12 protein-coding genes and 1 riboswitch are annotated in these 14,296 nt (G+C 44.2%); of the genes, 2 read left to right on the forward strand and 10 right to left on the reverse strand.

Going from position 1 to position 14,296, the window contains the following annotated elements; translation table 11 throughout:
- Positions 1-79 precede the first annotated feature (79 nt).
- The 7 genes from metF to murQ all read right to left on the reverse strand — a co-directional run bounded on the left by metF (position 80) and on the right by murQ (position 8,527).
- Positions 80-1,036: a methylenetetrahydrofolate reductase [NAD(P)H] gene (gene metF / locus ABIB39_RS00665; protein WP_354426664.1), complete on the reverse strand. Its 957-nt coding sequence runs from the start codon at positions 1,034-1,036 to the stop codon at positions 80-82.
- 39 nt (positions 1,037-1,075) lie between these two features.
- Positions 1,076-1,429, reverse strand: a complete 354-nt coding sequence (locus ABIB39_RS00670) for a four helix bundle protein (protein ID WP_354426665.1) — start codon at positions 1,427-1,429, stop codon at positions 1,076-1,078.
- Positions 1,430-1,471: 42 nt separating this feature from the next.
- Positions 1,472-5,188, reverse strand: coding sequence for a methionine synthase (metH, locus tag ABIB39_RS00675; protein ID WP_354426666.1), 3,717 nt, complete (start codon positions 5,186-5,188; stop codon positions 1,472-1,474).
- Between the two features lie 151 nt (positions 5,189-5,339).
- Positions 5,340-5,451: riboswitch (SAM riboswitch) on the reverse strand.
- Between the two features lie 214 nt (positions 5,452-5,665).
- Positions 5,666-6,403, reverse strand: a complete 738-nt coding sequence (locus ABIB39_RS00680; RefSeq protein WP_354426667.1) for a Bax inhibitor-1/YccA family protein — start codon at positions 6,401-6,403, stop codon at positions 5,666-5,668.
- A 91-nt stretch (positions 6,404-6,494) separates the two neighbouring features.
- Entirely contained in the window at positions 6,495-7,061 is a 567-nt protein-coding gene (locus tag ABIB39_RS00685) for a hypothetical protein (protein WP_354426668.1), read from the reverse strand.
- Positions 7,062-7,067: 6 nt separating this feature from the next.
- Positions 7,068-7,715: a DUF4240 domain-containing protein gene (locus ABIB39_RS00690; RefSeq protein ID WP_354426669.1), complete on the reverse strand. Its 648-nt coding sequence runs from the start codon at positions 7,713-7,715 to the stop codon at positions 7,068-7,070.
- A gap of 5 nt (positions 7,716-7,720) precedes the next feature.
- A complete protein-coding gene (gene murQ / locus ABIB39_RS00695) occupies positions 7,721-8,527 on the reverse strand; it encodes an N-acetylmuramic acid 6-phosphate etherase (protein ID WP_354426670.1) in 807 nt (268 codons plus the stop codon).
- Between the two features lie 144 nt (positions 8,528-8,671).
- Between murQ and ABIB39_RS00700 the strand changes: the two genes are divergently transcribed.
- Entirely contained in the window at positions 8,672-10,258 is a 1,587-nt protein-coding gene (locus ABIB39_RS00700; protein WP_354426671.1) for a S41 family peptidase, read from the forward strand.
- Here ABIB39_RS00700 and ABIB39_RS00705 read toward each other — a convergent pair.
- Positions 10,255-11,976: a glycoside hydrolase family 3 protein gene (locus ABIB39_RS00705; RefSeq protein ID WP_354426672.1), complete on the reverse strand. Its 1,722-nt coding sequence runs from the start codon at positions 11,974-11,976 to the stop codon at positions 10,255-10,257. The two genes, ABIB39_RS00700 and ABIB39_RS00705, sit on opposite strands and share 4 nt — an antisense overlap.
- Positions 11,977-12,160: 184 nt before the next feature.
- On the opposite strand from ABIB39_RS00705, the gene ABIB39_RS00710 reads away from it, so the two are divergent.
- On the forward strand, positions 12,161-12,847 hold the full coding sequence (locus tag ABIB39_RS00710; protein WP_354426673.1) for a porin family protein: 687 nt from the start codon (positions 12,161-12,163) through the stop codon (positions 12,845-12,847).
- A gap of 57 nt (positions 12,848-12,904) precedes the next feature.
- Here the strand turns inward: ABIB39_RS00710 and ABIB39_RS00715 are convergent, their stop codons facing one another.
- A complete protein-coding gene (locus ABIB39_RS00715) occupies positions 12,905-13,858 on the reverse strand; it encodes a nucleotide-diphospho-sugar transferase (protein ID WP_354426674.1) in 954 nt (317 codons plus the stop codon).
- A gap of 102 nt (positions 13,859-13,960) precedes the next feature.
- Complete coding sequence (locus tag ABIB39_RS00720; protein ID WP_354426675.1) at positions 13,961-14,254, reverse strand: hypothetical protein; 294 nt, start codon at positions 14,252-14,254, stop codon at positions 13,961-13,963.
- Positions 14,255-14,296 lie beyond the last annotated feature (42 nt).

The following is a 14,296-nucleotide window of genomic DNA, read 5'->3' on the forward strand; positions in this document are numbered from 1 at the left end:
TTATTGAACTATGCATATCGAAGATGCATGTCGGCGATTAGATGCTTCGCTATCGCTCAGCATGACAAACTTATTGTATCTAAAATATCGCTTCCGCTATCCTCTTCGTTGGACCAGGGTTACCCATGGTATAAAAATGCAGTACCGGCGCGCCGAATTTCACCAGTTCTTTACACTGCTCTATCATCCACTCTATACCAATATCTTTTACGTTCTTTTCATCCTTACACTCGTGGATGGCATCGCTTAGCCCCTCGGGGATATCGATATGGAAGGTTTTGGAAAGGTTGACCAATTGTTTTGATGTAGTAATAGGCTTTAAACCCGGGATGATGGGCACGTTGATACCCTCGGCACGGCAGCTGTTAACAAAATCGAAATACTTTTGGTTATCAAAAAACATCTGGGTAACGATGAAGCCTGCACCCATATCAACCTTTTGCTTCAAATATTTAAAGTCGGTTTTTAAGTTTGGCGCCTCGAAGTGTTTCTCAGGATAACCGGCTACACCAATACAGAAATCTGTTTTTAAAATACCTTCGTAATGTTCGTGCAGGTAAACGCCGTTGTTCATGTTCACCACTTGCTTTAGCAGGTCGGTTGCATAGCAGTGGCCATTGGGCGTAGGCACAAATGAAGCATCCCCACGGCGGGCATCGCCACGTAAAACCAGTACGTTATCAATACCTAAAAATTGCAGGTCAATCAGGCCGTTCTCGGTTTCGTCTTTAGTGAACCCCCCACAAAGCAAATGCGGAACAGTGTCTACTTTGTATTTGTTCATGATAGCGGCACAAATAGCGATAGTGCCCGGACGCTTGCGATAAGCCAGTTTCTCCAATAAACCGGTTTCGTGTTCCTTATAAATATAATCTTCGCGCAACGAAGTCACATCAATAAACGGTGGCTTAAACTCCATCAACGGGTCGATAGCATCATAGATCCCCTGGATGCTTTGCCCTTTTAGTGGCGGGATAAGTTCGAAGGAAAACAAGGTTTTCCCTGCTGCATTTGCGATATGTTCGGTAATCTTCATATTAGTATCAAGTAATTAGTATCAAGTATCAAGACTTGATTATGTATCAAGGCTTTTTTGCAAACCATCTATCATCTTTTGTATATCAGTAAGTTGTTGAGTAATCTCTTCAAGTTGTTTGGCATCGATATAGCCGAACTCCTTTGCAATTATACATTGAGTTTCGAGCTCAAAAGCTGAGCCTAACGAAATATTTAAAAATTGATGTAATTCTTTATTTGATTTTCGTCCGCAACCTTCAGCAATATTAGAAGGAACAGAAACCGCAGCCCGTGTCATTTGAGATATCAAACCATAACGTTCTTCTCCGGGGAAATTTCTGGTCATTGTAAAGATAGACTTACTCACTTCTATCCCTGCTCTCCATACTTTTAACTCTTTAAAATTGTGCATTGCTCCGGTCTTTATACTTGATACTAACTACTTGATACTTCCCTAATAGTTCAAGTTCGGCCCCAACCAACGCTCAACCGTTTCCACAGATAAATTTTTCCTTTCAGAATAATCCTCCACTTGGTCTTTACTTATCTTATTCAAACCAAAATACCTTGCCTGCGGATGCGCGAAGTAAAAGCCGCTTACTGCTGCTGCCGGTGTCATGGCGAGGCTTTCGGTAAGGTGCATGTGGGCGTTTTCTTCGGCACTTAATATCTCAAACAAGGTGGTTTTCTCGGTATGATCCGGGCAGGCGGGGTAACCCGGTGCCGGGCGAATGCCCTGGTATTCTTCCTTGATAAGTTCGTCGGTAGCTAACTGCTCATCTTTGGAATAACCCCAATGTTCTTTACGTACCAGTTCGTGCATTTTTTCGGCGAAGGCCTCGGCAAAGCGGTCGGCGATGGCTTTGGTCATAATGCTGTTGTAATCGTCATGGTCGGCCTCAAATTCGGCAACCAGTTCATCGCAACCAATACCTGTAGTTACGGCAAAGCCTCCAAAGTAATCGGCAACGCCGCTCTCTTTTGGTGCCACAAAATCCGACAGGGCATAATATGGTTCGCCTTTCACCTTTTCGTTCTGCTGGCGCAGCGTGTGGATGCGGGTAAGTAAGTGTTGGCGGGTTTCGTCGGTATATAATTCGATATCATCGCCCACGCTATTAGCCGGCCAAAAACCGATAACGCCGCTTGCACGCAATAGCTTATTATCTACAATACGTTTCATTAATGCCTGCGCATCATCAAAAAGTTTCTTGGCTTCGTCGCCTACAAACTTATCGGCAAATATTTTGGGGTAGCTGCCGCGCAACTCCCATGTATGGAAGAAAGGTGTCCAGTCGATATACGGTACTAATTCTTCTAACGGATAAGCGTCAAAAACTTTAGTGCCTAAAAATGATGGCGCCGGTGCTACCGTTTTCAAATCTATCTGGAACTTTTGTCCGCGGGCTTGTTCGATGCTTACAAAACGCTTGTCGTTTTTTTTGTTGGCATGCGCTTCGCGGGCTTTGGTATATTCGTCTTTAATGTTTTGGATGTAGCCGTCGCGGGTGTCGCGGTTCATCAGGCTGCTGCAAACGGTTACACTGCGTGATGCATCCAGTACGTGGATGGCAGCACCCGAATAATGCGGCGCCACTTTTACCGCCGCATGGATGCGCGACGTGGTAGCCCCACCAATAATTAGCGGGATAGTAAAGCCCTGGCGTTCCATCTCCTTGGCAAAATGCACCATCTCATCAAGCGACGGGGTGATCAAACCACTCAAGCCGATGATATCTACTTCCTGTTTTTTTGCTTCTTCTATAATTCGCTGGGCAGGCACCATCACCCCAAGATCTATTACCTCGAAGTTGTTACAGGCCAGCACCACACCAACTATGTTCTTGCCAATATCGTGTACATCACCTTTTACGGTGGCCATTAAAACCTTGCCCGCATTGGCGCGACTGCCGCTGCTATCTTCACCGGCATCTATCACACGTTGTTTCTCCAGTTCGATGAATGGCAGCAAATAAGCAACGGCCTTTTTCATTACACGGGCCGATTTTACCACCTGCGGCAAAAACATTTTACCCGCGCCAAAAAGGTCGCCAACTACATTCATGCCATCCATTAGGGGGCCTTCGATAACCTCTAAGGGTTTGGCAAATTTTTGGCGGGCTTCTTCCACGTCATCGTCCAGGTACTCAATGATGCCTTTTACAAGGGCGTTCGACAGGCGTTGCTCTACCGGGTTCTTGCGCCACTCTTCATCACGCACTATCTCTTTACCCTTACTTTTGATAGTATCGGCAAATTCGACCAGACGTTCGGTGGCATCGTCCCGGCGGTTTAATAGCACGTCTTCAACCAGTTCCAACAGGTCTTTAGGGATCTCCTGGTAAACCTCCAGCATCCCGGCGTTTACGATACCCATATCCAACCCGGCCTTTATGGCATGGTACAGAAATGCAGAGTGCATCGCCTCGCGCACCACGTTGTTACCGCGGAACGAGAACGAAATATTACTCACCCCGCCGCTCACTTTAGCGTATGGCAGGTTTTGTTTTATCCAGCGGGTAGCCTCAATAAAATCTACCGCGTAATTATTGTGCTCTTCCAAACCGGTGGCAACGGTCAATATATTCGGGTCGAAGATGATATCCTGGGGCGGGAAGCCGACTTCTTCAACCAGGATCTTATACGAGCGGCCGCAAATCTCTTTACGGCGTGCTAATGAATCTGCCTGGCCGGTTTCATCAAAGGCCATTACAACGGCTGCTGCGCCATAGCTCAAGATCTTACGGGCATATTCTTTGAAACTCTCCTCGCCCTCTTTTAATGAAATAGAGTTTACGATACCTTTCCCCTGTAAACATTTTAAACCTGCCTCAATAACCGTCCATTTAGAGGAATCGATCATGATGGGCAGTTTGGCAATATCGGGTTCGCTGGCAACCAGGTTCAGGAATTTAACCATCACCGCTTCAGAGTCTATCATCCCCTCATCCATGTTAATGTCGATCACCTGCGCGCCACCTTCTACCTGTTGCAGGGCAACAGCAAGAGCAGCCTCGTAATCTTCGGCCAGGATAAGTTTGGAAAATTTTGGCGACCCGGTGATATTGGTACGCTCACCTATGTTTACAAAGTTTGTTTCGGGGGTAAGGGTTACGGCTTCCAGTCCGCTTAAACGCAAATAGGGCTCAATTTCGGGAAGTAACCGCGGGGAATATTTAGCAGCCTTATCGGCAATACATTTAATGTGATCGGGCGTGGTGCCGCAACAACCACCCACTATGTTTACCAACCCGGCCTTGATAAAATCATCAACCTGGTGGGCGGTTTCATGCGGGGTTTCATCGTAAGCGCCAAATTCGTTTGGCAAACCAGCATTAGGGTACGCCGAGATAAACACACCCGCCTTAGCAGAAAGTTCTTCTAAATGGGGCCTCATTTCTTTTGCACCCAAAGCACAGTTCAACCCTACAGACAGCAAATTAGCATGACTGATAGAATTCCAGAAAGCCTCTACTGTTTGGCCCGAAAGGGTACGGCCTGACGCATCGGTAATGGTACCCGAGATCATGATGCCGCCTGTATCGCGGAAAGCAAGATAATCTTTACCCGCCTCTTTACATTCTTTTTTATACCTGTCGATAGCGAACAGCGCCGCTTTAGCATTCAGGGTATCAAATATGGTTTCGACAAGTAACACGTCCGATCCACCATCTACCAAACCACGCACCTGCTCATAATAAGCTTCGGCAAGGTCGTCAAAAGTAACAGCGCGGTAACCCGGGTCGTTTACATCGGGCGATAAAGATGCGGTACGGTTTGTAGGACCAACAGCTCCTGCTACGAAACGCGGTTTCGACGGGTCTTTTTTGGTATACTCGTCAGCCACTTCGCGGGCTATGCGGGCACCTTCGTAGCTTAATTCGTAGTCAAGTTCTTCGAGGTGGTAATCGGCAAGCGAGATCTTTTGTGTACTGAAAGTATTGGTTTCGATGATATCAGCACCCGCGTCCAAATACTCGGCATGGATGGCTTTGATCACATCCGGGCGGGTAATATTCAGCAGGTCGTTATTGCCTTTAAGGTCGGAGGCATGATCGCGGAAACGCTCGCCGCGGAAATCCTCCTCGGCAAGTTCGTAACGCTGTATCATGGTGCCCATTGCCCCGTCAATAACCAGTATGCGCTTTTGTAATTCTTTTCTAATATCCATTTGTTGGTATCAAGTAGCGACTATCAGGTATCAAGTACCGAAATTTCGATACATGAGCATAATAACCAGCACAAGAAAAGTCTTGATACGTGATACTAATTACCTGATACTAAAAAACTTATTTCGAAAAGTCGGGTGTTAAATTGACTTTCACTTATCTGTCCCCGGTTATTCTTTTAACCGGAGTAGAATGTAGCACCTTGTTAAGTAACAGGTTGCTAAGACATCGCAGGGTCTAATCCCTCCGTCTTTCTCCATAAGCGTTACAAAGATGAATAATAATGTTGTAAAGTGCAAATGATAACTCACCCCCTGCCCCCTCTCTGCTGCGCAAAGAGGGGATGCTTATTTTCATCCCTCTTTTCGCGTAGCGAAGAGAGGGTGGTCGAGCGAAGCAATGACCGGGTGAGTAAACTCTTAAACCAAAAAAGCCGCTTGCTTTATCAGCAAACGGCTTCAATTGTATTAGATATCTAACTATCTCCTGTTACCGCCAAATACGCGAAGCAATGCGAGAAAAAGATTTATAAAATCAAGGTAAAGTGTTAAAGCGCCCATAACGGCCATTTTTTTGCCTGAGGCATCGCCATACTCTATACCGGCACCAATGCGCTTTAGCTTTTGCACGTCATAAGCGGTTAGCCCTACAAACACGGCAACCATAATATAGCTAATGATCAGGTCAAAACCTCCGCTATGAAATATAAGTACATTTAACACCGTTGCCACGACACCGCCTATTAAAAGCATGATAAGGATAGAGCCGAATTTAGTCAAATCCTGGTGGGTGATGTAACCGCCAACCGCCATAACACCAAATACAATTGACGATGTTATAAACGCGCTTGCAATCAATTGCGGCGGATAAGCGTAAAATATAGAACTAAGGCTGATACCCATCAAAGCCGAAAATACAACGAACATTAAGCCAACGCCCACAATGCTTATTTTGGCTAACAACGGCCTAAAAAGAAACACAATGATTAGAGGAGACAACATAACTACTGTTCCCCATATATTGTTAGCACCGGTTTCCGGGTTACGGATAAGAGCCGATAACTCTTTTGTATTGGCAAAGAAATACGCGCAGGCTGCAGATATGGCAAGCGCGGCAAACATCCACACAAACACATTCGCAATAAACCTTCGGGACGCGTCTGGGTTTTCTACATAACTTACATTCTCGTAAACGTAATCTTGGGTTTTAGTTTCCATTTATTTTTTAGAAATTATTTGTACGAATATAGTAAAAACGCTTTAATGCGTATAAAGTTGCGGCTTTTATAAAGCTTACAATCTGATGAAATTAGTTGAGCCTTTTGGTTAACTGTTCTTCTACCAGCTTAAACACCTGCACGGGCTTTAAGGCACGCCAGTTAAGCTCGTCAAGTTGGCCGCCAAAGTTGATGTAGTAATCTATATTGGCGCTTTTAAACTCGCGGATAACATGCTCCTGAAAATTGATGCCGGCTATCCAGCCATCTTCTACCTCCTGGAACCATTCCTCGTAGTAGCTGTCATCAGAAAAATGGAAGTTCAGCACATTCTCGCCTATCAGGATAAATTGAGTAATGCCCTGGTCAATCATCAGCTCGATGATCTCGCGCTTCATCAGCATAATATCATTATTGATGGCGTCGTTCCACTCGCCAATAAATTCTATGATGCTGTAGCCGCGGTCGTAATCCACATACAATACTTTTAAGTACAACGTGTTAGACCCAAATGAATCCCACTGCGGGTGTAGCAAATAGTTATATACCTGCTTATCAAACTCAAACTCGCTATACTGCGTAGCGTAAAAGGGCGAAAACTCATCCTCTGATGCTACATAGTCATCCCGCCAGCGGTAATATGGTTCTATTTCGTGCATTTATACTTAGTTAAACTTAGCCCAAAGCTTTGGATATAACTTTGGTAAATCTTCTTCTTTCCAATCTTTACCTGTAATCTTCGCCCCGCCGGTTTCGTAATTAAGTCCTCTACGGAAAGCAACTTCTCGTGGAAATGTGGCATCCTCAACTTGCTTTCCTGTTTTATTTTTATACGCCGAAGTAGAAATATAAAGCATACTTTCAAAATCAGGAACTACTCCTTTTTGTATCACGTGAGCTAAATAGTCCGGTTTTTTTATCGTTTGTTCAAAGTTTTTTCGGCCTAAGCTAATTAGCCAACAACGAAAATATAAAAACCCATCGTCAGATACAGGGCTATCAACAATATGATTAATGGCAATTATTTTGTAGTCATTTGCTTCAATAAGTTTTTTTGTAAATATCACTTCAAACTCAATAATCTCCGAAGGTGTATACTGCGAAAGTCCTTTGATAATAACATTTGACTGCATTTCTAAATCTCCCGCTGAGCTCTCGTAAGAATAATCTATAATTTTCCAAAACTCTACCTCATCCATCTTATCAGCTTTATTAAATTCAGCGTAGACTTTTGTTTCCTTATGCGCTTTAGGTTGCGAACAACCGGCAATAACAAATAACAACGAGGCGATTAGTAATTGCAATAACTTCATTTTATTTATTTTTCGAAAGCATCAACGGCTTTACGTACACTACCGTGCTGTTTTAAAAGAGCGGCGGCTTCGTTTTCTGACAGGCCGGTTTCAGCCATTACCATGTTGGTGCCGCGTTGTATCAGCTTATCATTTGATAACTGCATATCTACCATTTTATTACCTTTTACCCTGCCCAGTTGTATCATTACGCTTGTGCTTAGCATATTTAATACCAGTTTTTGCGCGGTGCCTGCCTTCATGCGGGTGCTGCCCGTTACAAACTCAGGGCCGGTAACTACTTCTACCGGGTATTGGGCTGTCGCTGCTACCGGGCTGCCCGCATTACAAACAATGCAGCCCGTGGCAATGCCATGCTCGTTAGCCGTTTTTAAGCCGCCAATAACATAAGGTGTAGTGCCAGATGCTGCAATACCTACCACCACATCGCCCTCGTTTATATCAAATTCCTGTAAGTCTTTCCACGCTTGTGTAGTGTTATCCTCAGCAAATTCTACCGCTTTGCGGATGGCTGTATCGCCACCGGCTATTATGCCTACCACCCAATCAAACGGGACACCAAAAGTTGGCGGGCACTCTGATGCATCAACCACGCCCAACCTGCCGCTGGTGCCGGCGCCTATGTAAAACAGGCGGCCACCGTTGCGCATGCGGTCGGTAGTGATCTTTGCCAACGCCTCAATTTGCGGCAAGGCTTTTTCTACCGCCAAAGGGACCGTTTTATCTTCGTTATTGATGTTCTGTAAAAGTTCCATCAGCGGCATGTTTTCCAGGCCGTTGTATTTAGAATCTTTTTCGGTACTTCTTTCCATTTTAGCCTATCCCCAACCCTCTCCTTCGGAGAGGGAGTTAAATTTATTTTTAACAAAATTGAATAAAAAACATCAAAGCAACGAAGGTGATATAAATTATAAGCAATAGCTGCTATTTATTAGATTTGCAATGGCTATTTACACATGAAAAGAACTGCGGGAATAATTTTCAGGACGATCATCTTAATTTTGATAGGAATAGGTATCGGCATTGTTCTTACAGACAGCGATAATGTAGGCCTCAAACTCGGCATTGGTTCCGGTCCCGATAAAATTTCCCGGGTACTCTCCCTTGTAAATGAAAAGTATGTGGATTCGGTAAATACCGACAGCATCGAGGGTGTTACCGTTAATGAAATGCTGCAAAACCTCGACCCACATTCGGTTTATTTGCCCGCGCAACAAGCACGTTCTATCAACGAACGCTTAGAAGGTGGTTTTAACGGCATCGGTTTAGAATACCAATTGCTGCGCGATACCCTTGTAATTACCCAGGTTAATACCGGTGGCCCCGCCGCCAAAGCAGGTGTTATTGTTGGCGACCGGGTGATAAACGTAGATGGCAAACTTTTCTCGGGCACTAAACTGGATGTACAGCGCATCAGCAAAACTTTTAGGGGCGAAAAGGACACGCAGATAAGCCTGGGCATTAGCCGTGATGGAGCTAAAACCATAAAAGATTTTCCTATAAAACGCGACCGTGTTAGCCTGAGCAGCCTTGATGCCGCCTATAACGTGGGCAACGCGGGCTATGTTAAAATAAGCAAATTTGCATCAACCACCGACGATGATTTTAGGGATGCACTTAAAAAATTAAAGGCCGATGGCATGCAGAAACTGGTGCTTGACCTGCGCGGCAATGGCGGTGGTTACCTAAATACTGCTACCAGTATGGCCGATGAATTTTTACCAAAAGGCAAACTGATAGTTTACACCAAAGGCAGCCACGAACCACGTACAGATTATTTTGCAACCGACTCGGGCAGTTACGAAAATGGCGGCCTAACGGTTATTATCGATGAGTACTCCGCATCTGCAAGTGAAATACTGGCGGGTGCATTGCAAGACCTGGATAGGGCAACCATAGTTGGCCGCCGCTCTTTTGGGAAAGGTTTGGTACAGCAACAATTCCCGTTTGGGGATGGTACCGCTATTAACTTAACTGTTGCAAGGTATTATACACCGTCGGGCAGATCGATCCAAAAATCGTATGCAAATGGTGTGGCAAGTTACCGTGCCGAACTGCTTAACCGTATGCGCAAAGGTGAATTTTTGAATGCCGGGAGCAACTTAAGCGATAGCGCGTTCATTGGCGCATCAGCCTACCACACTACCAAAGGCCGCAAGGTGTTTAGCAGGGGTGGGATTATGCCCGATGTTTTTGTACCTGCAGATACCGCGCAAAACACGCAACTGGTAGACCAGCTTGCGCAGAACCAACTTTTTACCGCTTATATTATTGACAGGCTGCAACCAATGATGTCGAAGTACCCAACCGCCGATAACTTTATTGAGCAATATAACCTTAGCGACGAGGGTTTGAAAAATTTTATTGGCTATGCATCGCAAACCATCAAGTATGTTAAGCCTACAGATCTGCAGCAGTCTAAAGAAACTATCAAAACGCTGGTAAAAGCCAACGCGGCCCGTTTTAAATGGGGCAACAATGCTTACTACCGAGTGCTTAATGCTAACGATACTACCTTCAAAAAAGCCTTAGCCAGCAATTAAAAGCTTACTCCCGTCCCGGTAGGGAAAAACGTGTTGATGCTTACCGGTAGTTTACCCGCGGGTTTCATTAACCCTGTTATTACTTTTACTGCAGAGCGTTGCATAGCATCATCTTTTTGGTAACCAACCAAGATCCCCGCGCTTTTTTCGATGCCCGGCAAACCGGCAATAGTATAGGGGTTTGCAAAAAGGCTCATCACTACATTTGGTTTAGCGGCCAGTTCAGATATCAACAGCTTTACGTTATTGCTGTAATCGAGTTTACTGGCCGGGCGCGTGCGCGTATCATGGATACTTACAAAAACCTGCGGGTATTGCTTTAACACTTGCAGCATGCGGTTCATTTCGGGCACTCCCATATTTTTATCTACGTGGAAGATCATACTGTTGGCATACCATTTTGATAGCTCCATCTGAAAAACCGTCGGCTTATCTAACCCAATACTGATGATAGCGGTTTTCCGTAAAGGATCTTGCCTTATGCTGCGGCTATCGCCCTTTATTACCGTTACCGACGCATCCGCCAGTTGCTGGATCAGTTCGGCAGCAGCAGGGCGGTTTATATCCTGCGGGATGGTAGCCGGCGATACTGGTTTGTAATAATTTAAACCTGCCCAGTATTTGGCAGCAAGTAGTTTCTTGATCTTTGCTTCAAACTCTTCTTTGCTTATCTTCTTTTTTTTGATAGCTTTTAAAATAAGTTTAGCCCCGTTTTTTGAGTTGACAGATAGTTCTAACAGATCGTTCCCTGCCAAAAATGCCCTTACATCGGCCTCACCGTTAGGGAAATTTTTTACAACGCCTTGCATTTCCATCGCATCAGATGCTACGATCCCTTTAAACCGCAAAGAATCTTTAAGCACACCGGTTACTATTGGGCGGGATAAGGTTGACGGCAGATTCTTGGTACTATCCAGCGCGGGAATATTCATGTGGGCAATCATCACACCGCTTATACCAGCCTCTATGGCTTGCTTAAACGGGTATTCTTCTAAAGAATCTAAACGCCCTTTTGTAAATGGCAATTGCGGCAGAGCAAGGTGCGAATCTACATTAGTATCGCCGTGGCCGGGGAAATGCTTGGCGAATACGATAACACCTGCATCTTGCATGCCTGTAAAATAGGCGATTCCTTTTTTAGCTACGTTATATTTATTATCGCCAAACGAGCGGTAATTGATCACCGGGTTGTTGGGGTTATTATTGACATCCATATCGGGCGCAAAATTGATATGCATGCCCAACCGTTTAAAATCATAAGCCACCATCTGCCCCATTTTGTAAATGAGGGTATTATCCTGGATAGCGCCAAGCGTCATCTGGTATGGGTACGATACGGATGAATCCAGGCGCATGCCCAAACCCCACTCGCCATCCATCGCTATCAGCAATGGCACTCTCGATTGCTTTTGATAAAGATTGATCAGGTTGGCATGCCTTACCGGCCCTCCCTGAAAAAACACCAGGCCACCAACATGCTCATCGCGAATGATGTTAGCGACAGAATCTTCGTAGGCTTTTCCTTTATTGGTATGCGCCCTCACATAAAACAACTGACCTATGCGCTCCTTACGGCTCAGCTTTTTGTACACCGAATCTACCCAGCGGTTTTGTTCGGTTATGGTGGCGATAAAGCTTTTGTTTTGAGCGGAACCAGCTTGGCTAAGCAGGCTAAATATTAAAACGAGGCAGCAGGTTATGTAATTTTTCTGTTTCATTGTTATCCAAATGTAGCTTAAATCTCAATTACGGCTAATTGTTTTACCCGGTAAAGATATTATATGAGATATACGAATAAACCTTGGCGCAGAATTTCACTCTATAGGTTATAAAAATTAACAATCAGGAAATATTATGGGATAATGCCGATAATATTCGACAACAATTAAAAAAATAGAACCGATGAAAAAATTTCTTCTAATGGCAGTTTGCCTTATTGCCGTTGCCGGATCAGTAAGCGCGCAACGTTATGACAGGCGTTACCCACGACGCGTAGTAAGGCGCCCCGCCCCCGTGCAGGAACGATACAACAGGCGTGGTGGCGATGATTTTTACGTGCCGAAGGTTGGTATTGCGGGTGGTGTAAACTTTTCTAACACCATTGATGCTTACAACTCTGATTTTAGCACTAGCACCATTGCAGGCTGGCACGCGGGTTTAACGTTTGAGGTACCAATCGCCTACCCGCTATCTTTCGCGCCAGAAATTTTGTTTTCGCAGAAAGGTTATAAAGCCGAAACTATCGACGGTACATTTAAGCAGCGCACCAATTATGTTGATATCCCTTTATTAGCTAAATTCCGTTTGGTGCCGGGCTTTAATTTTGTAATTGGCCCGCAGTTAACGTTCATCACATCAACCCGTAATACTTACGACGATGGCTTTAACACCATCTCAGAATCAGAGTATAACTACCGTGGCGATAAAAGCTACATATCGGGTGTTATTGGTGTGGGTATCAACCTTAACCGTAATGTAGAGTTAAGGGGCCGTTACGCTATCGACCTTGATAAAAATTACTCTAACAGCGGCGCGCCAGATTATCGCAACCAGGTATTCTCGTTGGGCTTAGGCTTTAAGTTTAATTAAGTAGAATTTACTATTAACGTAATTTAAGCCATTCGCCCGGTTGGGTGGGTGGCTTTTCTATTTGAACAGGTTTTGTACCCAGCGTTTAAGTTTGCGCTTGGTTTTGTTGTAACGCCTCCACCTGTAATCGAGGTTAAAATCCTGGTTAAGGGTAAAGTAGTCGGCTTTTTTTTGGGATAATACATATAGGGGGTGCGTTATTTCACCCAAGTCTTGCAAAGGCACATTGGCATTAGGGTTATTAGCATCAAGGGTATGGGTAGAGTTTTCGCCAAACCCAATATTACTAATAAGATTATAGTTAGGTATTACCGAAAGGCTGTTATTAAAAAAGTTAAGAAAAGCATACTGGTAATCCCAGGTATCTATCTCGCCCGCTTTCACTTTAACAAAGGTTTCAAACCAGGTATCAACGGCAAAGCGGTCATCAAAAATAGTTTCCAGTTTAGCCCGCACATCGGCAACCTGGTAGCGGCCCAGTTCTTTATCATAATCATTCCAAACCCTGCGCCAACCGGCCCAACCCCATACATGGGTCATGTTAGAATAGTAATAACTTGCATCGCCCCATTTTTTGCCATATTGCAAATTAGCACCACCAATGTGCCGTATGCGGGTATCATGGCGATAACGCTCCAGCATTACATCGCAGTATCTGAAAAAATCATTATTTGGCAGGCAGTCGTCTTCTAATATGATACCCTCTTCTTCATGAGCAAAAAACCAATCTATAGCAGATGATACCGCATTTTTGCATCCCAGGTTTGTATCACGAAACAGCGTCTTCACTTCGCAGGGCCAATCTACTTTAGATGCAATTGCACGGGTTTGTTCACATAAAAGATCTTCACCGGGCCGTTGCTCCCTTGGGCCATCTGCAGCAATATATAACCGGGGTGGCTTTGCTTCGCGAATCTTTGCAAATACCCGCTCTGTAGTATCCGGTCTGTTAAATACAATAAATAGTGTAGGAAATGCTGTTTGAAAAATTGGAGTATTCAAATTATCCATATTGCATATGTTGATATTTGCATTAGAGTCGCTTAAAATAACATAAATTTAAGTAAACAAAAAACGGCCTGTTAAGCAGGCCGTTTTTTGTTTACTTAATAATTATAAAATACCGGCCCCGTCATATTGATTTGTTTTCATTTTTGACTTGGCAGAAGGCCTTCCTTGAACTTCAGTTTTTTTTGAAAATAGGATATCGTCATCGACTATATAATATTCGCCGGCATCAAAAATTTCCGAATCGCGATAGCCTAATGATTTAATATAGTCGAAAACAGAATCAGAGAGTTTTAAATTAGAACTTACAGATAAGTTAGCTTGATCTTTTTTACATGAATTAATTGTAAATAAAATAAAACACGCAAGAATTGCGATTAAAAGATTTTTGATTTTCATATGTAGTGATTTGGTTTATAATTAAATGAAGCTACTAAAAAA

The organism is Mucilaginibacter sp. UYP27 (genome assembly GCF_040547175.1).
Lineage (GTDB): Bacteria > Bacteroidota > Bacteroidia > Sphingobacteriales > Sphingobacteriaceae > Mucilaginibacter.